Here is a 24,537-nt window from a genome sequence, read left to right as displayed (position 1 = left end):
CGAAATTGGGTCCTTTTGGCGGCCCCCACCTGGTGTTTTGTTCGCCAAAATGACCCATTTTCGGGAGGCGGGGTCAGGAGTTCGCAACCACCGGGCGGACCGATCGCATGCGGCGGACGACGAGGTCGACCACTCGGGGGTCGGCACCGAGCGGCTGCGCGACGCCATCTGCTCCCGCAGCGTGCAGCCGATCATGAAAAAGACCATGCGCCAACAGATATGAGGCGATGAACACCCGACGACCGGTGCGAGAGCGCGTTTCGGCCACCACGTCCGCGATCCGCGGACTCGCGGTGGCGACGTACCCCACCGGGACACGCTCACCGATCATCGCTCCCAACAGATTCGCTGCTCGGCGAACCTGCCCGAGCGCGAACAGGTCCGACGAACCGGCCGCAGCCAAGACCACCGAGTCGCCGCGGCGCCAACCACATTCGGTCAAACGCTGCGCGAGGACCCGGGCGAGCTCCGGATCAGGACCCAGTGCCCGCGAGACCGACGTCGCCGGATGTCCGCTGGCTTCGACGTGGTCAGGCAGATCCTTGCGGACGTGATATCCCTCTGCCAGAAACGCCGGAACGACGATCGCCGGGCCGTCGACCTCACCGAGGACCTCCGACGGCGACGGCCCCAGCACGTCGACGAATGCCACGCGCGTGGTCCCGATCTGCGCCGACACCTTCTCGGCCAGATCGGCGATCATGGCAACGCCGTGTTTCGAACGGGTGCCGTGAGCAACCAGGATCGGGGTGGCACCGATACCCGCGATGCTCAGCGATTCTCTGATGTTCATGTGCCCTCCCCCTCCTCGTACTCGACATCGACGGACAACCGATAGCCGCGCTTGACGACGGTCTGGATCATTCGCGAATCACCGAGTCCCGCCCGCAGCCTGGCCATCGCCGTCTCGACCGCATGGGTGTCGTCGCCACCGCCCGGGAGTTCGGTGAGCAAGGCCTGGCGCGACACCACTCGGCCCGGCCTGCGGGCCAGAGCCTTGAGCAAGGTCAGCCCGGCCGGGGACAAGGGCCGAAGCGCGGCATCGACCATCACGGACCGGCTCCGGATACTCATGTCGTGACCTGCGACGCGAAACGTGGGAACCCGCCGCGGCAGTTCCTCGGTGATGTGCCTGGCGAGTGCACCCAGCCGGTAACGAGCCGGTCGCGAGGTCGGTACGCGCAACGCGGCCAGGGGTCCGGCTGTGATGGACCCGACGCACATCGCGTGCACATCGGTCCGCAGTGCCTCGAGAAACGGTTCCAGTCGACCGGTGTCCTGTGCGCGCCCGAGCATCGATGCGACGGCAGGTGCGCTGGTGAACGACACCGCGTCGAGGTCGAAGTTGATGATCTGGGAGATCATCTGATCGATGGCCGTGGTGTCGCGAGGTGGCAACCACCGGTACACCGGGATCGGCAACACCTCGGCGCCCGCCTCACGCAGCACCTCGCAGAAGTCCGGCAATGGCTCCCACTCGGTGGTCGCACCGTGCAACTGGACGCCGATACGGGTCCCCTCGACTCCCTCGTCGAGAAGATGCTCGAGAACCTCGCTCGACGACTCGTTGGGCGGTGACCATTCCTCCCGCAACCCTCCGGCACGGATCGCACCTTTCGCCTTCGGCCCTCGGGCAAGGACCCGTGAGCGCTCGAGCGAGCCGATCAGACTCTCGGCAATCCCCCAGTCCTCGGCAGCCTCCATCCAGCCCCGGAAACCGATACCGGTTGTGGCAACCACGATTTCGGGTGGATCGGCAACGATCAACTCAGTGACCGACCGCAGTTCTGCGTCATCGGCCAGTGGAATGATCTGAATGGCCGGCGCATGCTCGACCTGCGCGCCACGTCTCTCCAGCAACGCGGCGAACTCGTCGGCACGGCGCGCAGCCGTGATCCCGATCGTGAACCCGGTCAATGGTCCGGTCTCGCATTCGGTTGGCCGGTCACCCGCTTTCACAGCACCTCCATGCTTCACGCTATCCGGACCTGACCTGGATCAGGTCGGCCTCTACACGCACGTCGTAGACGGGCAAAGATACATTCTCGTCGCTCAGACAGCGTCCGTCCACCAGGGAGAAGACCTGCTTGAGTAGTGGGGACGCGACGGTCGGTTCGCCGGACCGGTCACCGACCAGCCCCCGCGACATCACTGCCGCCTGTCCGAACGGATCGATGTTGCCGACGGCGTACAGTCTCGGCCCGGCTTCCTCCGTGCCATGCAGGTCCGGCACCAGGAACAGGGCTACCTGCTCGCCATCGGGCAACAGCACGGCGACACCCCGGCCCGGCACCAGTTGGCCGAGGCGGCACGCGTCTGTCCAGCTGGTCGCGACATCGGTCGCGCGTGTGTCATCGACGAGACTCATCGTCAGATTCCTCCGTTCGCCGGCGGGCTGCGCCGGGCTGCGGTGTTCCCAAGAGTACCGGCACTTTGCGGCCGGCACCCTCCGAGAACTCGATGGTTGGGTCGGGCTCGGCGGGTGCATTGACGAAGGAGACGAACCTGGACAGTTTTTCCTCGTCGTCGAGCACCCCTGCCCATTCGTCCTTGTAGCCGGCCACGTGCTGCGCCATTGCCGACTCGAGCTCGGCGGCGATGCCGAGACTGTCATCACACACAACGGCTTTGAGGTGATCCAGGCCACCTTCGAGGCCGGCGATCCAGGGGGCGGTGCGCTGCAGGCGGTCAGCGGTCCGGATGTAGAACATCAGATACCGGTCGATGTAGGCGACGAGGGTCTCATCGTCGATCCCGGAGGCCAGCAACTGGGCGTGTGCCGGACTCTGACCGCCGTTGCCGCCGACATACAGATTCCAGCCGTGTTCGGTAGCGATGACGCCGACATCCTTGCCCCGTGCCTCCGCACACTCCCGTGCACACCCGGACACCCCGAACTTGATCTTGTGGGGTGAACGCAAACCGCGGTAACGCCTTTCGAGATCAACAGCCATTCCCACCGAGTCCTGGACCCCGTAACGGCACCAGGTACTGCCGACACAGCTCTTCACTGTGCGCAGACTCTTGCCGTACGCCTGCCCCGACTCCATCCCGGCCTCGACCAGGCGGCGCCAGATCAGCGGTAATTCTTCGACCCGCGCACCGAACAGATCGATCCGCTGCCCACCGGTGACCTTGGTGTACAGGCCGAAGTCCTTGGCGACCTGACCGATCACGATCAATTGATCCGGCGTCACCTCTCCGCCCGGCATACGCGGCACCACCGAATAGGTGCCGTTCTTCTGGATGTTCGCCAGGAAATGGTCATTGGTGTCCTGCAACCCGGCCTGCTCCCCGGCCAGGATGTGATCGCTGGACGTCGACGCCAGGATCGAGGCGACCGTGGGCTTGCAGATCTCGCACCCCGCGCCGGTGCCGTGCCGCGCCACCAGGTCGCTGAACGTACGGATACCGGTGGCCTGCACGATCTCGAACAGCTCGCTGCGCGACTGCGAGAAGTGCTCACACAGGGACTTGGAGATCTCGACGCCCGAGTCCGCGAGGAGTCTCGTGATCGACGGTATGCAGCCTCCGCAGGTGGTGCCGGCCTTGGTGCACGTTTTGACAGCCGAGACATCCTGAGCGCCATGGGCTATCGCGCCACAGATGTCGCCCTTGCTGACACCGTTGCACGAGCAGATCTCTGCACTGTCGGGCAATGCCGAGATCCCCACACCTTCACCCGCTGCGGGCGCGATCAGCGCTGCCGGGTCGCCGGGCACCGGGCCGCCGACCATCGGTTTGAGCAGCGCGTATTGCGTGGCGTCACCGACGAGTACCCCACCGAGTAGGGTCTTCGCGTCGTCCGAGACCACCACTTTCGCGTACGTCCCAGCCACGGGGTCGTTGAAGACCACCTCGAGTGCACCTTCGGTGGTGCCCATCGCATCTCCGAAGCTGGCCACGTCCACGCCGAGGAGTTTGAGTTTCGTCGAGAGGTCTGCACCCGGGAACTGCGAATGTCCTCCGAGCAGGCGGTCGGCGACCACCTCGGCGGTGTGATAGCCGGGCGCCACCAGGCCGTAGCAACGGCCGTTCACCGCGGCCACCTCGCCGATGGCGTAGATGTCGGGGTCAGCCGTGCGGCAGCCGTCGTCGACGAGTACGCCGCCGCGCTCCCCCACGGCGAGGTCGGCGTCTCGTGCCAGCTGATCGCGGGGTCGGACGCCGGCCGAGAAGACCAGCAGCGCAGCATCATCGATGGTGCTCTCATCGGACAACGTGACCGTCATCATCCCGTCGTCGTGCTGCTCGATCGCACTGGTCCCGACGCCTGCGTGTACTGCCACGCCCAGCCCCTCGACCAGATTCGCGAGCAGCGCCCCACCGCCCTCGTCGACCTGCAACGGCATCAGCCGAGGCGCGAACTCGACCACGTGTGGCGCCAGACCCAGGAGTTTGAGCGCGTTCGCCGCCTCGAGGCCGAGCAGGCCACCGCCGACCACCACGGCTTTCGCGCCATCAGGTGCAGCCTCCGCGCGGGCGCGGATCTTGTCGAGATCGTCGAGAGTGCGGTACACAAAACAGTTCTCGGAATCCGAACCCGCCACAGGGGGCACGAAGGGATACGAACCGGTGGCCAGCACAAGGGCATCGAAGACGATGCTGGAGTCGTCCTCGAGCACCGCCGTCCGCGACACCCGGTTGATACGCGCAACGCGGCGACCGGTCAGCAGGTGGACCAGAGGATCACCCGGATAGGTGTTCCCGTCCAACGCCAGGGCAGCGGGATCCCAGCTGTCGACGTAGGACGACAGGCCCACCCGGTCATACGCGGGGATGGGCTCCTCGCAGACGACGACGATCTGCCACTGATCGGTGACATCCCGCTCCCGAAGTTCTTGGACGAATCGGTGCCCGACCATTCCGTGGCCGACCACAACTACTGTCTTACTGGGCACGCTGTACTCCTTCGTCATTTTCACGCATCGGCTGTTGCCAGCCACTCGCACAATCCTTCGACCACCGATTCGCAACTCCCGCAACCAGTGGTGGCACGTGTTGCCTCTGCCATCGCGAGCGGGTTGCGCGCTCCTTTGCGCCAGGCGTCGGTGAGGTTCTTCTTGGACACCGTGTTGCAGCGACAGATGATGGCTTCGCCGGGCATCTGCGCCGGGCTGGCGGATTCGGTTGCACCGCCGGTCAGATGGCCGAGCAGCAACGTCATCCGGTCGGTGGGCACCGGCGCACCCGAATCGAACAGCTGAGTGATCGTCCCTACGACCTCGGGATTGCCGAGCAGGACAGCCCCGACCAATCGTTCTTTGCGCACAACTACTTTGGCGTAGCGACCACGATGTGGGTCCGAAAGGGTCAGCACCTCGGCCTCGAGGTCGCTCGGGTCGGTGTCGACCTCGCCCATCGACGCGAGATCGATGTCGTGGGCTTTGAGGCGCAGGATCTGCTGCGTACCTTCGTATCCGGTCGGTTCGCGGGTGAGTAGGTTCTGTGCGACGGTCTCGGCCATCTCCCACCCCGGTTGCACCAGACCGTAGACGATATCGCGATGCTGGGCGCATTCACCGATCGCGAAGACTGCCCGATCGCTCGTCCGCAGCTGGTCGTCGACGAGGATGCCTCGCTCGGTGGCGATGTCTGCCTCGGCGGCGAGTTCGATGTTGGGCGCGATCCCGGCGGTGACGATCACAAGGTCCGCTCCCAGCGTCGACCCGTCTGCGAGCACCACTTCACGGCCGCTGCCGGGTGTATCGCGCACTGCGGTCACCCGGGTGCCGAGCACCACGTCCATCCCGATCTCACGCAGCACCCGGGACAGCACCGCGCCACCGGCGGCATCCATCTGCTTCTCCATCGGGTACGCCCGCGGGTGAACCACCGTCACCTGGGCGCCGCGCAGCAGAGCACCGCGGGCCGCCTCCAGGCCGAGCAGGCCACCGCCGACCACGACGACGCGCGTGTCCTCTTGCAGAGCCGAGACGATGGCTTCACAATCGGCGAGGTTGCGGAAGGCGATGACGCCAGGGATCGGGGCACCGGTCTCCGTGATCGCACCGTCGATGGGCGGGATGAAAGCCCTGCTGCCGGTGGCAAAGACGAGCCGGTCGTAGTGATGTACGGTGCCGTCGTCGCAGTGCACGCGGCGGGCGTCCCTGTCGATCGATGTGACCCGGACCCCGGTGTGAGTCTCGAGATTGCGCTCGGCATACCAGCCCGCTGCGCGGATCATGGTGTCGGCAGGGCGAATCCGACCCGCAACCACATTCGACATCAAAATGCGGTTGTAAGCGGCGTTCGGCTCGTCACCGATCACCACACTGGTCACCTGAGCACCCATGGGGTCGAGCCGGTGTAGCTCCTCTTGGAGGCGGGCCCCGGCCATCCCGTTACCGATGATCACCACGCGCGTGGTCACTGGACCTCCACTGCTTCGAGCGCTTCGAGCCGCACGGCGCAGGCCTTGAACTCAGGCATGCGGCTGGTCGGATCGAGGGCGGGGTTGGTCAGCAGGTTTGCGCGCTGGTCCCCGGCGTAATGGAACGGCAGGAACACGGTGTCCGGTCGCAGCGAATCGACGCAGCGGGCGGCGGCGGTTGCCGACCCGCGTCGGGAGGTCATCAAGACCTGTGCTCCATCGGCGATTCCGAGTCGCTCCGCGGTATCGGTGTTCACCTCGACGAACATCGGTCCCGCCGCGTCCGCAAGGGCTTTGACGTGCCTGGTCTGCGCACCGGACTGGTAGTGCGTGAGGACCCGGCCCGTGGTGCACACCAGGGGGAACTCCGCATCGACCGGTTCGGTGGGTCCATGGTGGTCGACCGCCACGAACTTCGCTCGACCGTCGTCGGTGGCGAAGCGTTGCAGGAACATCCGGGGGGTGCCGGGATGACCTACCTCGGGACACGGCCAGTGGATCGCCTCATCGTTGTCAAGACGTTCGTAGGTGACACCGGTGTAGTCGGCAGGCCCGCCGGCCGACGCCCTGCGGAGCTCGTCGAAGACCACGCGGGGATCCGTCGGAAAACGCTCCGCAGGCTGCCCCAGCCGGATCGCCAACTCCGAGAGGACCTCGAGTTCGCTCCGGGCTCCCTCGGCCACCGGCACAGCCTGCCGCCGGCGCAGCACGCGTCCCTCGAGCGAGGTCATGGTGCCCTCTTCCTCTGCCCATTGCAGGACGGGAAGGACCACATCGGCCATGGCGGCGGTCTCGGAGAGGAGGAAGTCGTTGACCACCAACATGTCCAGGGACGCCAGCCGATCGACGATATGTCCTGCCCGCGGGGCGGACACCGCCAGGTTGGCCCCGTGGACCATCAACATCTTGGGCCCTCCCGGCCGGCCCAGCGATTCGAGAAGTTCATAGGCGCTCTGTCCAGGCCCCGGCAGGTCATCGGGGTCGATGCCCCACACCTTCGCGACGTGCGCACGCGCGGCGGGGTCGGCGATCTTGCGGTAGCCCGGGAGCTGGTCGGCCTTCTGGCCGTGCTCGCGGCCACCTTGCCCGTTGCCCTGGCCGGTGATGCAGCCGTAACCGCTACCCTTGCGGCCACACAGCCCGAGCAGCAGCGACAACCCGATCACCGCGCTGACGGTGTCGGTCCCTGTCGAATGCTGTTCCGCGCCACGCGCGGTGAGAATGTAAGCGCCGGTTCCGTTGTCGCGGGACGCGGCGAGCAAGGCCACGGTCCGCCGCATCGCGGCGACCGGCACCCCGGTGACGCGCTCGGCCCGCTCCGGCCACCATTGGCCGGCAACACGCCAGAAGTCGTCGAATCCCGAGGTGCGGTCGGCGATGTAGTCGAGGTCGGCGTATCCCTCGGTCACCGCGATGTGGGCCATCCCCAAGGCCAACAGCATGTCGGTGCCCGGGGCCAATTGCAGGTGTACTCCGCCGTCGGCGACCGCACGTTCGACCGTGGCGGTGCGGCGCGGATCTGCCACCACCAGCCCACCCGCCCGGGCAGCGGTCATCAGATGACCGACCATGGGCGGCATCGTCTCGGCGACGTTGCCACCGAGGATCACGATGGCCCGCGCGAATCCGATGTCGGCGAGCGGGAACGGCAGACCCCGATCGAGTCCGAACGACTTGATGCCTGCCGCGGCCGCCGAACTCATGCAGAACCGACCGTTGTAATCGATGTTCGACGTGCCCAACGCGACCCGGGCGAACTTGCCCAGTTGGTACGCCTTCTCGTTGGTCAGCCCACCGCCACCGAAGATGCCGACGGCGTCCGCACCGTGCTCACGGCGCGCTCTCGCGAACCCCGACGCGACCACATCGAGCGCATCGTCCCACGTGGTCGGGGTCAGGACGCCGTCGCGGCGGACCAGAGGCGTTGTCAGCCGGTTCGGGTTGCGCAGCACCTCGGCCGCCGTCCAACCCTTCTGGCACAACCCGCCCTTGTTGGTCGGGAACTGCCGCGGGGCCACCTCGGCGTCAGCGGCGCCGTTGCCGCTGATCTTCATCGCGCACTGCAGACCACAGTACGGACAATGGGTCTTCGTCCCCGCCGGGGCCGCCGCGACCACGGCCGGAACCGACAACGCTTCCGCGGTCACGGGATGACAGGCGCCGGGTTGGCAGGATCGGCGGTCGGAGCGTCGGACGTCGCAGCACTGTTCGACGGCGTCTCGATGGAGCGCCGCACGTAGAACCACCAGGTCACCAGCGCGGCGACCACATAGAACGCCATGAAGATCGCGAAGGCCTGCGTCGCAGACTGATTCGACTTGTAACTGTCCCGCAGCACCAGGTTGATGGCCACCCCGCCGAGGCCACCGAACGCGCCTGCGATACCGATGAGTGCACCTGACATCGAGCGCGACCAATTTGCCTTGCCGAGGGTGTTGAGCCCCGGATTGATCTTTGCCTTGTGCTCCCAGATGGCCGGGATGATCTTGTACACAGAGCCGTTCGCGATACCGGAGATGATGAAGAGCAACACGAACCCGACCACGAAGGCCGTCAGGGTGCCGCCGGTGATCTTCTTGTCGTTGGCGTCGGACATCGCGCTGGCCACCACCAGGATCGACGACGCCGCGATCATCGCCGCGAAGCAGTACATGGTGATCTTGCCCCCACCGATCCTATCGGCGAGTTTGCCGCCGTAGGGACGTGAGATCGAGCCGAGAAGTGGTCCGATCCAGGCGATCTGGGCTGCGGCGAGAGCCGGTTTGGTGGCCCCGTTCGCTGTGAACGAGATGTTGAGCACCTGACTGAACGCGAAACCGAAGCCGATGAACGAGCCGAACGTGCCGACGTAGAGCAACGAGATCAACCAGGTGTCCTTGTACTTCAACGTGTCGAGCATCGCCCGGCCACTGGAGGTCTGGTGATCCAGGTTGTCCATGTAGATCGCTGCTCCGACACCGGCGACCGCGAGGAGCACCAGGTAGATGGCACAGAGGATCTCGGGCTTGTCAGAAGCGATCCAGATCACGAAGAGGCCGACCAACTGGATTGCGGGGACACCGATGTTGCCGCCACCTGCGTTGAGCCCCAGCGCCCAGCCTTTGAGCCGCTGTGGGTAGAAGGCGTTGATGTTGGTCATCGACGAGGCGAAGTTGCCGCCACCGAAACCGGTGAGCGCTGCGACGAAGAGGAACCAGCCGAACCCGAACTCACCGGGGTTCATCATGAGCATCAGGGTCAGGCCGGTGGGGATCATCAGGACGACTGCGGAGAAGATGGCCCAGTTGCGTCCACCGAAGATCGCAGTGGCCTGGGTATACGGGATGCGCAGACAGGAGCCGACGAAGGTCGCGGTCGCGCCGATCACGAACTTCTGATCGAGGCTGATGCCGTACTGGGGACCCATGAGCAGTGCCAGCGCGGAGAACATGGACCAGATCGAGAAGCCGACATGCTCGCAGATGATCGACCAGACGAGGTTGCGCTTGGCGATCGCGGCGTTGCCCTTGTCCCACGCCTCGACATCTTCTGGGTCCCAATCAGTGATGTAGTGCTTGCGTTGTGTGCCCGAAACGGTCACAGGCGTCCTCCTCGTAGGTCCGGCGCATGAGCCGGGTTGACTTGAGGAGAACGGTAGGAAACCGGTGTTGCCGCAATTTTGCAATCAGTGACCGAACAATCACAGTGTTCTCACATCTCCCCCGCCGCAGAGGTGAGAAGAGAAGTCGAGATGTCCGCGCCGGCGCCCGACCGTCGCAGCATAACTGCAGGTGACAGTCTTGCTAGACGAGGAACCTGACCATGTCGGAGACTCGTTTGAGGCCCGGCAGGGCTCCGGCGGTGGATCTCGGATGTAACGCGTGGACGGCCAGCCTGAACATCACGGCCCGCAACATCATCTGCGGCCACTCCGGCAGATCACCCCACCGTTCGATGAGGGCGTCGTCGGCGCCACCCCAGGCAAGGGCGTCGACGACCACCACGGCCGCCGCCCACGACGCCGGTCGCCAGTACGGCGTGATGTCGGTGATCCCGGGCGCCGCCGCGCCGGCGAACAGCACGGTGCCGAACAGATCTCCGTGCACCAACTGCGACGGTGACTCGACCTTTTTCCGTAGCGTGGCCAGGTTGTGCAAGATCTCGAGGCTGGTGACGCCGTCCGGCGACGTCGGATCGCCCATGCCCGCGGCCCGCGCCGATCGCATCGGGACGTCATCCCAGGCGGCCCGATCAGAGGCGGTGAATACGTCGACGTCGGTGTAGGGCGGCGCCGGTGGCTGCATCAGGAACCGAGGACGTTCCAGTTCGGCAGTGACCTCGTGCAGCCGATCGGCCAGCGAGACCACCTCGTCGTAGCGGGGTTCGGGGGTGCCTGCGATGTACGTGTCGGCGCGCCACCCCGACACCACGTAACGCCCATCGGAGGAGCGAACCGGTCGAGCGATCCGGACGCCGTCGACATAGAGGGCCTCGCGCACCTTTGCCGACCAGGCCGCCCGCGCATGGTCGGGGACCAACGACAACACGGTCTCGCCGATCCGCCAGCCGCCTTCCCACCCGTCGCCGAGTGCCACCACCGGGTTCTGTGTCAGTCCAAAGGTCTGCAGCACATGCTCCGGCGGCTCGACGGAGGTCAAGTCAGAGGTCACGGTTACCCAGGTTACCGGCGTGAGGCGTCGCAGCCCCGCAGGCGCTGCGGGTGTCCGGCCCCCGAGTCGTATCAGTAGACGGGAAGGCTCGAATCGACCTGCTTGGCCCACGCCGTGATACCGCCCTGCAGATGGGTGGCGTCGGCGAAGCCGGCCTTCTTCACCGCGGCCAGCGCCTCGGCCGACCGGATGCCCGTCTTGCAGTAGAGCACGGCGGGCCGGTCGTGCGGCAGCTTCGCGAGCCCCTCCCCGGACTCGATATCCCCCTTGGGGATGAGGGTCGCGCCGTCGATCTTCACGATGTCCCACTCGACCGGTTCACGGACGTCGATGAGAGCGATTCGCTCCCCGGAGTCGAGACGTTCCTTGAGCTCGACCGCGGTCAGCGTCGAGCCGGCCGCCGCAGACACACCGTCGTCCGAGACGACACCGCAGAAGGCGTCGTAGTCGATCAGTTCCGTGATCGCGGGGGCCTGCGGATCCTTCCGGAGATTGATCGTCCGGTAGCGCATGTCGAGCGCGTCGTACACCATCAGGCGTCCGAGCAAGGTCTCACCGATCCCCGTGATCAGCTTGATCGCCTCGGTACCCATGATCGAACCGATTGACGCACAGAGGATTCCGAGCACTCCACCTTCTGCGCACGAGGGCACCATGCCGGGCGGCGGAGCTTCGGGATACAGGTCGCGATAGTTCAGACCGACGCCACCCGGGGCGTCTTCCCAGAACACCGAGGCCTGTCCCTCGAACCGGTAGATCGAGCCCCAGACATACGGTTTGCCGGCCAATACGGCCGCGTCGTTGACGAGGTATCTCGTCGCGAAGTTGTCCGTACCGTCGACGATGAGGTCGTACTGGCGGAACAGTTCGATGGCGTTGTCGTTGTCCAGCCTGAACTTGTGGGTGTGGACCGTCACGAGCGGATTGATCTCCAGGATGGAGTCGCGGGCCGAATCGGCCTTCGGCCGACCGATGTCGGAATGTCCGTGGATCACCTGCCGCTGCAGATTCGACTCGTCCACCTCGTCGAACTCGACGATACCTATGGTGCCCACACCTGCAGCAGCGAGATAGAGCAAGGTCGGCGATCCGAGCCCGCCCGCGCCGATGACGAGCACCTTCGCGTTCTTGAGGCGTTTCTGACCGTCGACACCGATATCCGGGATGATCAGATGCCTGCTGTAACGGGCCACCTCGTCACGGGTGAGTTCTCCGGCCGGCTCGACCAGTGGGGGCAATGTGGACACGGGTACCTCTTCTCGCTCATCACGCGCACTTCCCACGGATGGATCCCTGCTGGGCCATCACGCCTTCGTATAACGGATACGCGCCCGTGATGATTCCAGGAGGCGCCTCGTCAGCGATCCGGGAAGGGCCACGGGTTGGGCGTGCAGACAAAGCTCCGGTCGGCCTTCATCTGCGGATCGAGCGCCATGATCTCGCTGTTGGCGGTGCCGAACGTCTGCTGCATCATGACCGGCGCCAACGCGCGGTTCGCCTTGCAGGGTTCGTGTGCGACGAAGCCGATGGCGTGCCCGATCTCGTGGTTGATCAAATATTGCCGGTACCCGAGATCGTCGCCCTGATAGGACGAGGCGCCACGGATCCATCGTGCCTCGTTGAGTGTCACGCGGGATTCCGGAGGGTAGTAGCACGACGACTCGAGCTTGATCTCGTAGCCGCACAGCTCGCGGGTGGTGTCGGGCGACGTCAGGGTGACTCGGAAGTCGGGCTCCCCGTTGTCGATCCGGCGGAAGGAGTACTGCCCGTCGCCGATCCAGCTCTTCGGATTCGCCAGCGTCGTCTCCACGAGCTTCGCGAAGGTGGGGTCGCCGCCGAAGTCGCCGGAGGCCAGACCGTTCTCGACCTCGACCGTGTACGTGAACTCCTGGCCGCCGGTGCCTATCCGGGGCGTGCTCCCGGGTACGACGTGGTAGACCTCTTCGCCCTTCGCGGTGAACGGCCCGCCGTTCGGCAGCGCTCCGGCGGGCAGTTGCTCGGCCTGCACCTGGGCCGGCGGCGCCCCGATCGCGGTGGTCTCGTTGTTGACGTCGGTGTTGCGGACCGCATCCGGGTCGGAGTTCGCGGACCCGCTGGAGCCGCCATCGGAATGGGACTGCACGGTGAGCACGATCATCACCACGGTCAGCACCACGAGCACCGGAATCGCGTAGGCCCGCCAGCCGTAGGTGCTGACGAACCGTCCGATCGCGCTCTGCTTCTTGCGGTCCTTGTCACGGTCGGCGCGCTGCCGCCCGGGATCTCCCGTCGGGTCCCAGCGCGCGCGCAGCGGCTGGTCGGGGGCAGGCCGACCCGATGTCGGCTGGTGGACGTCGGTCCGCTGGTTCGCCAGCCGCGCATCGGCCTCCGCCTCGCGGCGGGCGGCACGTTGGGCTCGCTCGGCGCTCCGACGCGCCTGTTCGGCGTGGTCCCGACCACTTGTTTCGGTCTCGGTCCGGGCACGCCGGCGCCGCGGCGGATCTCCCGGCTGCGGGCCTGAGGCAGCCGGCGCGTCACGGGGTCGCCGCGTACCCGTGGGCCCCGAACCTCCAGCACCAGTCACCCGTAAACCTTCTCACAAGCACCGGCCGTTACCCGGCAGGCGCAACCACCGGTGGCGGATCTGGGGAGCAGATATACGCTCGGTCCATGGACAAATCGGCCGCCGCGGGCACAGGCGTGAACGCACCCACGACAGGTGGGGCCCGGCGCAGTGTGCGCATGCCACGCAGCGCTCGGCGGTTACAGCTCCTCGACGCGGCCAGCGAGATCTTCGTCGAACGGGGCTATCACTCGGCGGGTATGGACGAGATCGCGGTCCACGCCGGCGTCAGCAAACCTGTCCTGTACCAGCACTTTCCCAGCAAACTCGATCTCTACCTCGCCGTACTCGATTCCCATGCCGAATCGATGGTCAACCGCGTCACCGGGGCCCTGCTCAGTTCCACCGACAACCGTCATCGCGTACGTGCGGCGGTGCAGGCGTTCTTCGACTTCATCGACGAGGACAGTCAGGGATATCGGCTGATCTTCCGGTCGGACGCACTCGACCCCGCGGCGATCCGTCGGGTCGAAGGGGCAACCGAAGCATGTGTGGACGCCGTGTATGGATTGGTCATGCACGACTCAGGGCTCGACCCGCATCGTTCCCGAATGCTCGCGGCAGGACTCGTCGGCCTCAGCCAGGTCAACGCCCGGCACTGGCTCGACGCCAAGCGGCCGGTGACCAAAGAAGAAGCCGTCGACATCACGGTCACCATGCTCTGGGGCGGATTGTCCCGAGTGCCGATGCAGCAGTCGAACGGCTTCTCCTGAGTCGTCAGCTCACGCGATCTCAGATCGCGCCGAAGCCCACCTTGCGGGCATCGGAGACGCCGACCTCGACGTAAGCGATCTTGGTGACGGGGATCAGGTAGCGAGAACCCTTGTCGTCTTCCAGACGCAGCAGCTGCTCGTCGCCTGCCAACGCAGCCTCGACCGCGGCGTGCGCTTCATCGCTGCTCTTCTCGGTGTGTACAACCACTTCGCGAGAGCTGTCGGTGATCCCGATCTTCACATCAACGGCCACAAAATCCTCCACAGATATACGTTCGAACGCTCGGGTCTAACTTTTGCTCTTGCAATCCTGCTGGCCTGAATCTAGCCCCACTGCCCGACTCTCGGACAGTCAGCCCAATCCCATATCCGCCATGCGCTGTGCATGCCGATCCTGGATCGAGCCGAAGAAGTCGACGATCTGGTTGAGGTCGGCCTCGACGGAGAACAGCAGTTCGGTGAGTGCCTCCTGCCCGGCCAGCACGTACTGCGTCTGGGTGATCGCCTCACCGAGTAGCCGCCTGCCCCACAAGGTCAGGGGCGAGGCGAGCGCAGGGTCGGCGGCGACGGCATCACGAATGGCCGCCACGGCGAAATCGGAGTGTCCCGTCTCGGCCATCACCGTCCGCACCACGGCCTCGGCGTCCTTCGGCAAGGTGCCGGCGATCTCCATGTAGAAGTCGGCGGCCAGACCGTCGCCGACGTACGCCTTGACCAGCGACTCATGCCAATTGCTCGGCACCGTCGACGAGTGGTACTTCTCGAGCACCGGCTTGTACGCCGCGATCGACTCGTAGACGTCCACGCCGCGAGTGGCCAGCGCTTCCTGCAGGATCTCGAAGTGGCTCATCTCGGCGGCAGCCATACTCGCCATCTCGACCCGCCCACGCATGTCCGGCGCCATCGCGGCCTCCGACGCCAACCGGTAGAACGCGGCCAGTTCGCCGCAGGCCAAGACCCCGAACAGTTCGGTGATACCGGGATGAGTGGCGGACGATCCGGCAGCGACATCGGACACCGGGGGCTGCGTTTGTGAACCAGACGACATGCAGACGAGTGTAGTCAGCGCGCCGCCTCCGGGGCAGCCCGGCCGAGGCCCGGAGGCAGGCAGCGGCAGGTCTTGCATGATCCGATGTCACAGAGAGGTCGCGAGCCACGTACACTGCCAGTGGTGGGCCGTGCGCATGAGCCGGCTCACAGGAATTTGTGCGCGCACCGATGGCGGTCCGATATCTGTTGGGCCCGATTTGACCAGATGCAGGTTGCCCGAGTCCGCCTTTGCACCGCGGCCAGTGAGCTGATCTGACGGTTGATCTTTGCAGTGCGCGCGGGAGCACATTGCGAAAGGCAATCAACTGAACATCGAACAAGAAGCCAAGAACACCGCGTTGGACGACATCGTCGAAGAAGAGCACGTCATCGTGGCCGAAGATCACGTCTCGCCCACGTTCGCCGAGCTCGGCGTCCGGCAAGAGATCGTCGACGCCCTCACCGCCGACGGCATCACCAACACCTTCGCCATCCAGGAACTGACCCTGCCGCTGGCCATGGCAGGCGACGACCTCATCGGCCAGGCCCGCACCGGGATGGGCAAGACCCTCGGTTTCGGCGTACCGCTGCTGCAGCGCGTCTCGCAGGCGACCGCCGAACCCGGCGAGCGTGGCATCTGGAAACTGGACGGCACCCCGCGGGCACTGATCATCGTGCCCACCCGCGAACTCTGCATCCAGGTGACCGATGACCTCGAGATCGCGGCCAAGGGTCTGCACGTCGACACCGCGGACGGCCAGAACCGGCCGATCCGGCTGTTGTCGATCTTCGGCGGCAGGCCTTTCGAACACCAGATCAGCGAACTCAAGATCGGTATCGACGTCGTCGTCGGCACCCCGGGTCGACTTCTCGACCTCGCCCGTCAGGGCCACCTCATCCTGGGCAAGGTCCAGGTGCTCGTGCTCGACGAGGCCGACGAGATGCTGGACCTGGGTTTCCTGCCCGACATCGAGCGCCTCATGAGTTCGCTGCCCGACGCTCGCCAGACGATGCTGTTCTCGGCGACGATGCCCGGGCCGATCGTGACGCTGGCGCGCACTTTCTTGACCAAACCGACCCACATCCGGGCCGAGCACGCCAACGATTCCGCCATCCACGAGCGCACCACCCAGTACGTCTATCGGGCGCACGCGCTGGACAAGGCCGAGCTGGTCGCACGCATCCTGCAGGCCGAAGGTCGCGGCGCGACAATGATTTTCACGCGCACCAAGCGCACAGCGCAGAAGGTCGCCGATGATCTCGCCGAACGCGGTTTCGCGGTCGGCGCCGTACACGGCGACCTCGGGCAGGTTGCTCGCGAGAAAGCGCTCACAGCGTTCCGTGAGGGCCGCATCAACGTGCTCGTCGCCACCGACGTGGCCGCACGTGGCATCGACATCGACGACGTCACACACGTCATCAACTACCAGTGCCCCGACGACGAGAAGACCTACGTCCACCGCATCGGCCGCACCGGGCGTGCCGGGCGTACCGGTATCGCGGTCACCCTGGTCGATTGGGACGAGCTGCACCGCTGGGAGATGATCAGCAAAGCACTCGACCTCGCCAAGGATGAGCCGGTCGAAACCTATTCCAGCTCACCGCATCTGCGTGAGGAGATGGGCATCTCGGAGGCTGCCACCGGTCGGATCGGCCAGGGCCCGGCCGTCGTGCGCGACGACCGCAAGGATCGCAATTCGCGCTCCGGCGGCGGGCGCTCGGGCGGCGGAGAGAAGCGCGAACTCGCCGGACAACGCAAATCGACGTCCCAGGCGTCACGTCAGCGTCGGCGCACCCGCTCCGGCAGCAGCGACGCGGCCACCACCGGCGACGTCGCGTCGACCGGCACACCCGCCGCAGAATCGGCAGCTGGTTCGGCTACGCCGGACACCGGATCGTCAGCAACGCACGAGGGCGGAGATCGCCCACGGCGACGTCGCCGCCGACGCACCGGCGGATCGGCCGACAAGTCGTCGGCCTCCGGTGACACCGTGGGTAACGCCTCGGAGTAACTGGGTTGCTCAAGCTACCTGGGGTGCTCAAACCCGAGCGGCGCACGCCGGTCGACCTGCTGATCGTCGCCATCATCGTGGCGATCGTGGTGGTCGCCGGCGTCGCCATCTGGGCCACCAGTTCGGTCGAGAACACCGAGTCCGATCCCTCCCCCGTCGCTGCGGCGCCGCCCGCCTCGGCGACAGCGGTGCCCGCCTCGTACACCGAGGCGTGGCGGGCCGAGAGCGAGGCCACCACCGGCCCGGTCATCGTCGGTGGTGTCGTGGTCACCGGCGACGGCGGAACCGTCGTGGGTCATGACCCGAAGTCTGGCACGCAACTGTGGTCTTACCGCCGCGACCTGCCCTTGTGCGGGGTGTCCGGCTGGAGCGCGTCCGGTCGCGATTATGCGATTGCGGTCTACCGCAACTCCCGGGGATGCAGTGAGGTCACTGCCCTGTATGGGTCGACGGGGAAGCGTGCGACGTCGCGTAGCAGCGACGCCGACAACAGCCTCGACTTCAGCTATGACCGGGATTACTTTCTGGCGCAAGGTGATACACGACTGGAGATCTGGCGCAGCGACCTGGTCCGGACCATCGAGTACGGCCGGGTCGACGCCCCGGTGAACCCGGGATCGCAACCGCGGTCGGGTTGCGAACTCGTCTCGAGCGCGGTCGGCAGCCCGAAGGTCGCCATCATCGAACGTTGCGGAATCGAACCCGGCTATCGCCTCACCGTGCTCGGGTCCACCCTCGACAGCAACGAAAAACTCGAGGAGTTCGGGTCGACCCTGATCACCGCGGATCTCGAATCCCCACCTCGCGTCGTCGCGGTGGGCGGCAACAGCATCGCGGTGTACGTGTCCTCGCCCGAGCCGATGCTGGAGACCTACGCCTTCGACGGAACCCTGCAGAATCGGACCTCCCTGCTGGGAGGTCCCGTCGACGCCCGGAGCAAACCCGTCGCCGACGGCGGTGTGATCACGTTCTGGACCGGCAAGGCAACTGTCGTGCTGGACGCCGAGACCCTGCAAGCCCGCTTCCAGGTGCCCGAGACCTTGGGGCCCGGAGTCGTCATGGCCGATTCATTGCTGCTGCCGAGCGCCATCGGGATAAGCGAACACAGCCTGGCGGACGGTCAGCCGATCCGCTCGATACCGGTACCCCGCGATGGCTACACCGGCGGGGTGATCACGCTCGGTGTGATCGGCGACCAAGTGGTACAGCAATGGGGTTCGACCGTCTCAGCGCTGAGCCCTTAGCCGAAAGCTAGTGCGAAAGCACACGTTTCAGTCAAAACCACACGTTCCGACGTGTGATTTTGACTCGAACGTGTGCTTTTGTCGGCCTGCCCGGGCGCTTGCCGTCAGACCGCTTCGATCGTCACCAGATCTGCGCCGCCGTTCCAGTGTTTCCACAGGTTTTCCGAGAGTTCGCGATACGCCGCGGACCCCTTGTTCTTACGGCCTCCCAGCACGCTGACACCTGATGCCGAGGCCTCGGCGAACTTTACCGTGCGCGGAATCGCCGGAGACAACACCGGCAGGTCGTAGCGGTCGGACACATCGGCCAACACGTCGCGGCTGTGCGTGGTGCGCGAGTCGTACAACGTCGGCAGCGCTCCCAGCAGTTGCAGATCGGGATTGGTGATCTGCTGCACCTCGGTCACGGTTCGCAGCAATTGCCCGACCCCACGATGGGCCAGCGTCTCGCACTGCAGGGGCACGATCACCTCGTCGGCAGCGGTCAACCCGTTGAGCGTGAGAACACCCAGCGACGGCGGGCAGTCGACGATGATCACGTCGTAGTCACCCTCAACGGTCTTGAGCGCCCGCTTGAGTGCGTACTCGCGGCCCGGGCGCATCAACAGCAACGCCTCGGCGCCCGCGAGGTCGATGGTTGCCGGCAGCAGCGACACCTTGTCTTCGGTGTCGAGCAGCGCATCGGCGATCGCACCCTCCCCGAGCAGTACATCGTGGACCGAAATCGTCAGCTTGTCCGGGTCGTGCCCCAGCGAAAAGGTAAGGCAGCCTTGTGGATCCAAATCGACTACCAACACCGACAATCCCATGTCGGCCAACGCCGCACCCAGTGAGACGACCGTGGTGGTCTTGGCGACCCCACCCTTCTGGTTCGCCACAGCAAGTATCTTGCTCATTCCCTGACCCCCTTCGCCTCTAGCAGTACTCTCCATTTTCCTTGACCCTATGCGCCAACCGGGCAGAATGTCTGGAGTGACTGCTTCCGCATCGGCCATTCATCGCCTCATCCTCATCCGACACGGTGAAACGGAGTGGTCCAAGACCGGCAAACATACCGGATCGAGCGACATACCCCTGACCGAGTTCGGCGAAGAACAGGCGAAGAGCCTGCGCGAACCGCTCGACGAACTGCTGCTGACCGACCCTCTGGTGCTCTCGTCTCCTCGCCGACGCGCCATGCACACCGCAGAACTGGCGGGACTTCAGATCAGCCGTACCGGCGAGGAGTTCTGCGAGTGGGACTACGGCACCTACGAGGGCTTGACGACTCCGGAGATCCGCGAGACCGATCCCGGGTGGACGGTGTGGAGCCGGGGCGGCCCTGGCGGGGAATCGCCTGCACAGATGAGCGCTCGGATGGACAGCGTCATCGACGAACTCCTGGATTGCCTGCTCACCAGAAGCGTCGTCGTGATCGGGCACGGACATTTCTCCCGATCGCTCCTCGCCCGCTGGATCGGTTCGCCCGTGGAGTTCGGCGCGCACTTCGCGATGCTGCCCGCATCCGTGGCGGTGCTCGGCTTCGACGGTGAGACCCGGCAGATCCAGTCGATGGGTATCACCGGTTACCGCAGCGCCGACTACGTGGACGCCGGGCGGCCGGCGCATGTGCGCACGGCGGTCTGATCCACCGTCAGGCGATCAGGAGCGCTTTTTCTTCTTCACGGGTGACTTCCTCGACGGCGGCGCGGTGTCCACGTCATCGGCCGGAGGGTCGATCTCGTATGCCGCCGCAAACCATTTCATGGCCGACGGGCTGAACAGGCAGACCAACGCCGCGACGAGGATCACGAGCAGTGGGGTGCCGATCAGGGGGAGGTTGCTGTCGGTCATCAATGCGAATGCGACGGGCAGCAGCAGAATCTGCGCGACCACCGCGATCGCCCGCCCCCAGCGTCGACCGGTCAGCAATGCGACACCGCCTGCCAGGACACCGCCGCCGAGAATGGCGAACCACGCCGCGGTCCCGTATCCGCTGATGAAGTCCTCTTTGTGACCCATCAGCTCCCTGATCACCATCCAGATCGCGGCCCCGACAGCGATCACTCCTTCGAGAGTGACTATCGCGCCCGCGCGGCGCACATTGATGGGAGGAGGAGTTTCAGACACGCGGACCAGACTAATGGCTGGCGGGGTGGTGCCGTGGACAGGACCGCCGGCAGCTGCGCGAGCAGCCGAAAGGGGACGACCGCGCAGTCTGCAGCTAGGCTCACTTCTCGTGCGCGCGATGCTGATCGTCAACCCCTTCGCCACCTCGACCACCGAGGCCGGCCGGGATGCGCTGCTCAACACCCTGACTGCGTCGTTGCGGCGTCCTGGCGACGTGCGGAGCGCGCCCAACAGCTTCGACGTGACCGTCGAGCACACCACTCATCGCGGCCATGCCGGCGAGCTGGCAGCGCAGGCTCGGATCGAGGGCTATGACGTGGTGGTCGTGCACGGCGGCGACGGCAGCGTCAACGAGGTCGTCAACGGTCTCCTCGACTCCCCCGACATGCCTGCGGCCGGCCTGCCGTCGCCCGCCCTCGCGGTGGTTCCCGGCGGTAGTGCCAACGTCTTCGCACGTGCGCTGGGCATAGACCCGGACCCGCTCAAGGCGACCGGCCAACTCGTGGATCTGCTGGCAACCGGCCAGCGACGACGAGTCAGCCTGGGGCACACCGACAATCGTTGGTTTCTGTTCAACGCCGGGCTCGGTGTCGACGCCCGGGTCATCAAGTCGATCGAACAGCAGCGCACGGCCGGACATCCGGCCACTGCGGGGCGATACTTCTGGACGACCGTGCGCACGTTCATCGGCGCCGCGCGCGACACACCGACGTTGACCGTCCGGATACCCGACTCCGAACCCGTGGACGGCGTGCACTTCGCCTTCGTCTCGAATGCGAGCCCATGGACCTACCTGGGTACCCGGCCCATCGAGACGAACCCCGGTACCAACTTCGACAATCGTCTCGGCGTTTTCGCCTCGCGGTCGATGAACCCCATCCGGAATCTGCCGCTTGCCCGCCAGCTTCTCTCGACCAGGGCCACGCCCCACGTCCGGCACCTGCTGCGGGCCGACGATGTGAACGCCGTGGAAATTACCAGCACCGAACCTATCGACATGCAGATGGATGGCGAATACCTTGGAACACGGACCGCTTTGATGGTGCAGTGCAGGGCCGCCGCGGTCGAGGTTGTCGCTCCCAAGTCGTGAAACAGTGACTCTTCACACAGGAGGAGTCCGAGGTCACACCCGGTTTCCCCGCTAAATCACGGGCGCAATCGGCTGCAGAGTAGTACAAAGGGTGGTGGACCCATGAAGGCACCCCCTACACAGTGATATTGCCCACGTGTTAACGCAACACCATTGACTTCATCTGGATTCGTGAAAGTATTCACAAGCAACAGTGCGGAAACAAAACATACGCACACATGAACTGACGGTTACGAGTGGCGCGAAGAGGCGCCTGAAGGAGCAGTAGGATGGACTGGCGTCACAACGCAATTTGTCGCGACGAGGATCCGGAGCTGTTCTTCCCGGTGGGAAACAGTGGACCGGCAATCGCACAAATTGCTGATGCGAAGCTCGTCTGCAACCGCTGCCCGGTTACAGCTGATTGCCTCACATGGGCACTGGAGTCGGGACAGGACGCAGGCGTTTGGGGCGGGATGAGCGAAGACGAGCGTCGTGCGCTCAAGCGGCGTAACGCACGCAGCCGCACCCGCAGCTCGGTCTAGACACCGAGAGGGTGGTCACAGCCCAGAGACCACCAAACAGACAACCAACCCGGTGGCATACGCCACCGGGTTTGTGTTGTTCAAGGGCCCGAATGACTTTCAGCCGTTGTGGCCGCCATCACTACAGAGCCGCAACGCATTTCAGCGCAGCGGGACGGTCAAGACCGCCTCGGTGCCCCCGTGCGGTCCACCCCGGAGTTCCAGGTGGCCCGCGAGTTCGATCTGCACCAGCGTGTGGACGATTTGAAGTCCCAGTCGATCGGACTTGGCGGGGTCGAAGTCGTCTGGTAAGCCGTTTCCGTTGTCGTGCACGGTGATAACCAGCTCACGGGTACTGCGCGAGGTATCGATGAGCACCCGCCCGGACTGTTCCGGGGCAAAGCCGTGCTCCACTGCGTTCTGGATCAGTTCGGTGAGCACCATCACCATCGGCATGGCCAGATCAGACTTCAGGACGCCGATCTTGCCGACCCTGCGCACGGTGACCTGACTGCCACCGGACGCCACATCGGCCATCACGGGTACCAACTGATCGATGACGACGTCGAGGTCGACTTCCTCATCCACACTCCCGGAAAGCAGTTCGTGGACAAGCGCGATGGACGCCACCCGGCGAACTGCCTCGCCTAGGGCCTGTTTCGCCTCCGCGTTGGAGGTCCGCCGGGCCTGGAGCCGGAGCAGCGCCGACACACTCTGCAAGTTGTTCTTCACCCGGTGGTGGATCTCGCGAATCGTCGCATCCTTGCTGATCAGCGCGAGGTCACGACGTTTGACCTCGGTAACGTCGCGCACGAGGATGACCGCCCCCACCAGGGTGTCCCGCGGGCGCAACGGCACGGCACGGATCAACACCGTCGCACGGTGTGCGTCCGCTTCTATCCGCATGCCGGCCTCGCCGGCAACGGCGGCCCTCAACATCGCCGCGGCCTCTTCTGATTCGAAGGGATCGGTCAAGAGCGAGACCGTGACATCAGCGAGATCGTTTCCACCGAGCTCGGAGTTCCACCCCATGCGGTGATAGGCAGACAACGCGTTGGGACTCGCGTACTGCACGACGCCGTGCTCGTCGACGCGAATGAAGCCGTCGCCCACCCGTGGGGTCGACAGGCCGCGAGGATTGCCCTCGTGCTGGGGAAAGGACCCCTCTGACACCATCTGGCACAGGTCGTTCGCGCAGTCCTGGTAGGACACCTCGAGAGGTGAAGGTAATCGGGGCTGCGTCAGGTTGATCGCTCGCGCGAGTACAGCGATCACAGCGCCGTCGAAACGCACGGGGACCGCTTCCCGGCGGATCGCGACCGAACCGACCCAGGTCGGATCTTCTTCACGCAGAATCCGTCCCGATGCCAAAGCGCCGAAGACCTGCGGATTGTCGTCTACCGCTATCGAGGTGCCCACCACATCGGTCGGAAAGACCGTCGGCGCGGTGTTCGGGCGACACTGCGCCACACACACCATCTGGGTGCCGCCCTCGCCGTGCGCATCGGAGGTGCTGCGTTGCGAATGCACCCACAACTGCAGGTCTGCGAACGACAGATCGGCGAGCAACTGCCATTCCGCCACGACCCGCTGCAGGTGTGCACCCGCGGAGCCGATCAGCTCGGTGTGCTCGGCGAGCAGCTCAGACAGAGTCGACATCAGGAACGGGCCTACCGGTGTCGCCTTGGCTCGCCAGGTATCAATTCTCGATGACGGCGATGAGGTCTCCGGCCTGGATGACCTCGCCGACCTTGACCTTGACCTCTGTGATCGTGCCCGCCTCTTCGGCCAGCACCGGAATCTCCATCTTCATCGACTCCAGCAACACCAGGGTGTCGCCCGCATCCACCGTCTGACCGGGGGTGACGACCACTTCGAGAACGCTCGCCACGATCTCTGCCACGACCTCTTCTGACATCGCCATCCTCCCGGAGTTGGTTTTCCGTATCAACCTATCGCACGGGAGCGCGCAGTCGATTCTTCGCGACGCGGTCTATGGCTTCATCACCGACGCAGTCGGCACATTTTCACCCTCGCCTGCTGACGTGTCACAATGGATCGCTGTCGAAAGGAGACTGCCATGGGAAAGCGTGGACGTAAGAAGCGGGCCCGCAAGAAGAATGCCGCGAACCACGGTAAGCGTCCCAACGCCTGATCGGCGTTGGTCCTCACCGGGGCTCGGCCCCTTTGTCAGGCCGTGATCGTCCCGCGCG

General features: G+C 65.3%; 23 protein-coding genes. 7 read left to right on the top strand and 16 right to left on the bottom strand.

The features are described 5' to 3' along the window. Positions 1–73: 73 nt before the first annotated feature. The 10 genes from DFR67_RS21250 to DFR67_RS21205 all read right to left on the bottom strand — a co-directional run bounded on the left by DFR67_RS21250 (position 74) and on the right by DFR67_RS21205 (position 13,375). Positions 74–793, bottom strand: coding sequence for a sirohydrochlorin chelatase (locus DFR67_RS21250; RefSeq protein ID WP_110471484.1), 720 nt, complete (start codon positions 791–793; stop codon positions 74–76). Then, entirely contained in the window at positions 790–1,959 is a 1,170-nt protein-coding gene (locus DFR67_RS21245) for a uroporphyrinogen-III synthase (protein WP_170135256.1), read from the bottom strand. The genes DFR67_RS21250 and DFR67_RS21245 overlap by 4 nt, the downstream gene beginning before the upstream one ends. Before the next feature lie 19 nt (positions 1,960–1,978). Then, on the bottom strand, positions 1,979–2,368 hold the full coding sequence (nirD, locus tag DFR67_RS21240; protein ID WP_110471483.1) for a nitrite reductase small subunit NirD: 390 nt from the start codon (positions 2,366–2,368) through the stop codon (positions 1,979–1,981). Beyond that, positions 2,352–4,919, bottom strand: coding sequence for a nitrite reductase large subunit NirB (gene nirB / locus DFR67_RS21235; RefSeq protein ID WP_110471558.1), 2,568 nt, complete (start codon positions 4,917–4,919; stop codon positions 2,352–2,354). Before nirB ends, nirD begins: the two co-directional genes overlap by 17 nt. 2 nt (positions 4,920–4,921) lie before the next feature. Then, on the bottom strand, positions 4,922–6,373 hold the full coding sequence (locus DFR67_RS21230) for an FAD-dependent oxidoreductase (RefSeq protein ID WP_110471482.1): 1,452 nt from the start codon (positions 6,371–6,373) through the stop codon (positions 4,922–4,924). Further along, entirely contained in the window at positions 6,370–8,427 is a 2,058-nt protein-coding gene (locus tag DFR67_RS21225; RefSeq protein WP_211325130.1) for a molybdopterin oxidoreductase family protein, read from the bottom strand. Before DFR67_RS21225 ends, DFR67_RS21230 begins: the two co-directional genes overlap by 4 nt. Positions 8,428–8,516: 89 nt before the next feature. Beyond that, the gene (locus DFR67_RS21220) at positions 8,517–9,953 is read right to left on the bottom strand and encodes a nitrate/nitrite transporter (RefSeq protein WP_110471480.1); all 1,437 of its coding nucleotides are present in this window, start codon (positions 9,951–9,953) and stop codon (positions 8,517–8,519) included. A gap of 202 nt (positions 9,954–10,155) precedes the next feature. Continuing rightward, positions 10,156–11,010, bottom strand: coding sequence for a TIGR02569 family protein (locus tag DFR67_RS21215; RefSeq protein ID WP_110471557.1), 855 nt, complete (start codon positions 11,008–11,010; stop codon positions 10,156–10,158). A gap of 83 nt (positions 11,011–11,093) precedes the next feature. Further along, on the bottom strand, positions 11,094–12,269 hold the full coding sequence (moeZ, locus tag DFR67_RS21210; protein WP_110471556.1) for an adenylyltransferase/sulfurtransferase MoeZ: 1,176 nt from the start codon (positions 12,267–12,269) through the stop codon (positions 11,094–11,096). 110 nt (positions 12,270–12,379) lie between these two features. Next, entirely contained in the window at positions 12,380–13,375 is a 996-nt protein-coding gene (locus DFR67_RS21205; protein ID WP_245938081.1) for a DUF3152 domain-containing protein, read from the bottom strand. A 296-nt stretch (positions 13,376–13,671) separates the two neighbouring features. On the opposite strand from DFR67_RS21205, the gene fasR reads away from it, so the two are divergent. Further along, positions 13,672–14,337 (top strand): HTH-type transcriptional activator FasR, encoded by a 666-nt coding sequence (gene fasR / locus DFR67_RS21200; RefSeq protein ID WP_110471478.1) that lies wholly within the window; start codon positions 13,672–13,674, stop codon positions 14,335–14,337. Positions 14,338–14,356: 19 nt separating this feature from the next. On the opposite strand, the gene DFR67_RS21195 is transcribed toward fasR, so the two are convergent. Beyond that, the gene (locus DFR67_RS21195) at positions 14,357–14,590 is read right to left on the bottom strand and encodes a DUF3107 domain-containing protein (protein ID WP_110471555.1); all 234 of its coding nucleotides are present in this window, start codon (positions 14,588–14,590) and stop codon (positions 14,357–14,359) included. Positions 14,591–14,689: 99 nt separating this feature from the next. Further along, on the bottom strand, positions 14,690–15,385 hold the full coding sequence (locus DFR67_RS21190; protein WP_110471477.1) for a ferritin-like fold-containing protein: 696 nt from the start codon (positions 15,383–15,385) through the stop codon (positions 14,690–14,692). A gap of 313 nt (positions 15,386–15,698) precedes the next feature. On the opposite strand from DFR67_RS21190, the gene DFR67_RS21185 reads away from it, so the two are divergent. After that, complete coding sequence (locus DFR67_RS21185) at positions 15,699–17,378, top strand: DEAD/DEAH box helicase (protein ID WP_211325129.1); 1,680 nt, start codon at positions 15,699–15,701, stop codon at positions 17,376–17,378. A 23-nt stretch (positions 17,379–17,401) separates the two neighbouring features. After that, the gene (locus DFR67_RS21180; protein ID WP_110471476.1) at positions 17,402–18,622 is read left to right on the top strand and encodes an Rv3212 family protein; all 1,221 of its coding nucleotides are present in this window, start codon (positions 17,402–17,404) and stop codon (positions 18,620–18,622) included. Positions 18,623–18,726: 104 nt separating this feature from the next. Here the strand turns inward: DFR67_RS21180 and DFR67_RS21175 are convergent, their stop codons facing one another. Beyond that, on the bottom strand, positions 18,727–19,518 hold the full coding sequence (locus DFR67_RS21175; RefSeq protein ID WP_110471475.1) for a ParA family protein: 792 nt from the start codon (positions 19,516–19,518) through the stop codon (positions 18,727–18,729). Between the two features lie 76 nt (positions 19,519–19,594). Here DFR67_RS21175 and DFR67_RS21170 point away from each other — a divergent pair, with 76 nt between their 5' ends. Next, positions 19,595–20,248, top strand: a complete 654-nt coding sequence (locus DFR67_RS21170) for an acid phosphatase (RefSeq protein ID WP_110471474.1) — start codon at positions 19,595–19,597, stop codon at positions 20,246–20,248. Between the two features lie 15 nt (positions 20,249–20,263). Here the strand turns inward: DFR67_RS21170 and DFR67_RS21165 are convergent, their stop codons facing one another. After that, a complete protein-coding gene (locus tag DFR67_RS21165; RefSeq protein ID WP_110471473.1) occupies positions 20,264–20,731 on the bottom strand; it encodes a hypothetical protein in 468 nt (155 codons plus the stop codon). A gap of 118 nt (positions 20,732–20,849) precedes the next feature. Between DFR67_RS21165 and DFR67_RS21160 the strand changes: the two genes are divergently transcribed. Both DFR67_RS21160 and DFR67_RS21155 read left to right on the top strand, forming a co-directional pair. Next, positions 20,850–21,821, top strand: coding sequence for a diacylglycerol/lipid kinase family protein (locus DFR67_RS21160; RefSeq protein ID WP_110471472.1), 972 nt, complete (start codon positions 20,850–20,852; stop codon positions 21,819–21,821). 269 nt (positions 21,822–22,090) lie between these two features. Next, a complete protein-coding gene (locus DFR67_RS21155; RefSeq protein ID WP_023955875.1) occupies positions 22,091–22,345 on the top strand; it encodes a WhiB family transcriptional regulator in 255 nt (84 codons plus the stop codon). Between the two features lie 141 nt (positions 22,346–22,486). On the opposite strand, the gene DFR67_RS21150 is transcribed toward DFR67_RS21155, so the two are convergent. Beyond that, positions 22,487–23,983: a sensor histidine kinase gene (locus tag DFR67_RS21150; RefSeq protein ID WP_110471471.1), complete on the bottom strand. Its 1,497-nt coding sequence runs from the start codon at positions 23,981–23,983 to the stop codon at positions 22,487–22,489. A gap of 40 nt (positions 23,984–24,023) precedes the next feature. After that, positions 24,024–24,242, bottom strand: a complete 219-nt coding sequence (locus DFR67_RS21145; protein WP_084834957.1) for a biotin/lipoyl-binding carrier protein — start codon at positions 24,240–24,242, stop codon at positions 24,024–24,026. Between the two features lie 162 nt (positions 24,243–24,404). Between DFR67_RS21145 and DFR67_RS31610 the strand changes: the two genes are divergently transcribed. Continuing rightward, a complete protein-coding gene (locus DFR67_RS31610) occupies positions 24,405–24,479 on the top strand; it encodes a 50S ribosomal protein bL37 (protein ID WP_369758845.1) in 75 nt (24 codons plus the stop codon). Positions 24,480–24,537 lie beyond the last annotated feature (58 nt).

Source organism: Williamsia limnetica (assembly GCF_003217475.1).
Classification (GTDB): domain Bacteria; phylum Actinomycetota; class Actinomycetes; order Mycobacteriales; family Mycobacteriaceae; genus Williamsia; species Williamsia limnetica.
Note: the sequence above shows the minus strand (reverse complement) of the source record. Positions and strands in the feature narration are given on the sequence as shown.

Coding starts and splice junctions, on each gene's coding strand:
- nirD (WP_110471483.1), bottom strand. CDS start 2,368: ATGAGTCTCGTCGATGACACACGCGCGACCGATGTCGCGACCAGCTGG.
- nirB (WP_110471558.1), bottom strand. CDS start 4,919: ATGACGAAGGAGTACAGCGTGCCCAGTAAGACAGTAGTTGTGGTCGGC.
- DFR67_RS21225 (WP_211325130.1), bottom strand. CDS start 8,427: ATGAAGATCAGCGGCAACGGCGCCGCTGACGCCGAGGTGGCCCCGCGG.
- DFR67_RS21175 (WP_110471475.1), bottom strand. CDS start 19,518: ATGAGCAAGATACTTGCTGTGGCGAACCAGAAGGGTGGGGTCGCCAAG.
- DFR67_RS21160 (WP_110471472.1), top strand. CDS start 20,850: ATGCTGATCGTCAACCCCTTCGCCACCTCGACCACCGAGGCCGGCCGG.
- fasR (WP_110471478.1), top strand. CDS start 13,672: ATGGACAAATCGGCCGCCGCGGGCACAGGCGTGAACGCACCCACGACA.
- DFR67_RS21155 (WP_023955875.1), top strand. CDS start 22,091: ATGGACTGGCGTCACAACGCAATTTGTCGCGACGAGGATCCGGAGCTG.
- DFR67_RS21250 (WP_110471484.1), bottom strand. CDS start 793: ATGAACATCAGAGAATCGCTGAGCATCGCGGGTATCGGTGCCACCCCG.
- DFR67_RS21145 (WP_084834957.1), bottom strand. CDS start 24,242: ATGTCAGAAGAGGTCGTGGCAGAGATCGTGGCGAGCGTTCTCGAAGTG.
- DFR67_RS21150 (WP_110471471.1), bottom strand. CDS start 23,983: ATGTCGACTCTGTCTGAGCTGCTCGCCGAGCACACCGAGCTGATCGGC.
- DFR67_RS21190 (WP_110471477.1), bottom strand. CDS start 15,385: ATGTCGTCTGGTTCACAAACGCAGCCCCCGGTGTCCGATGTCGCTGCC.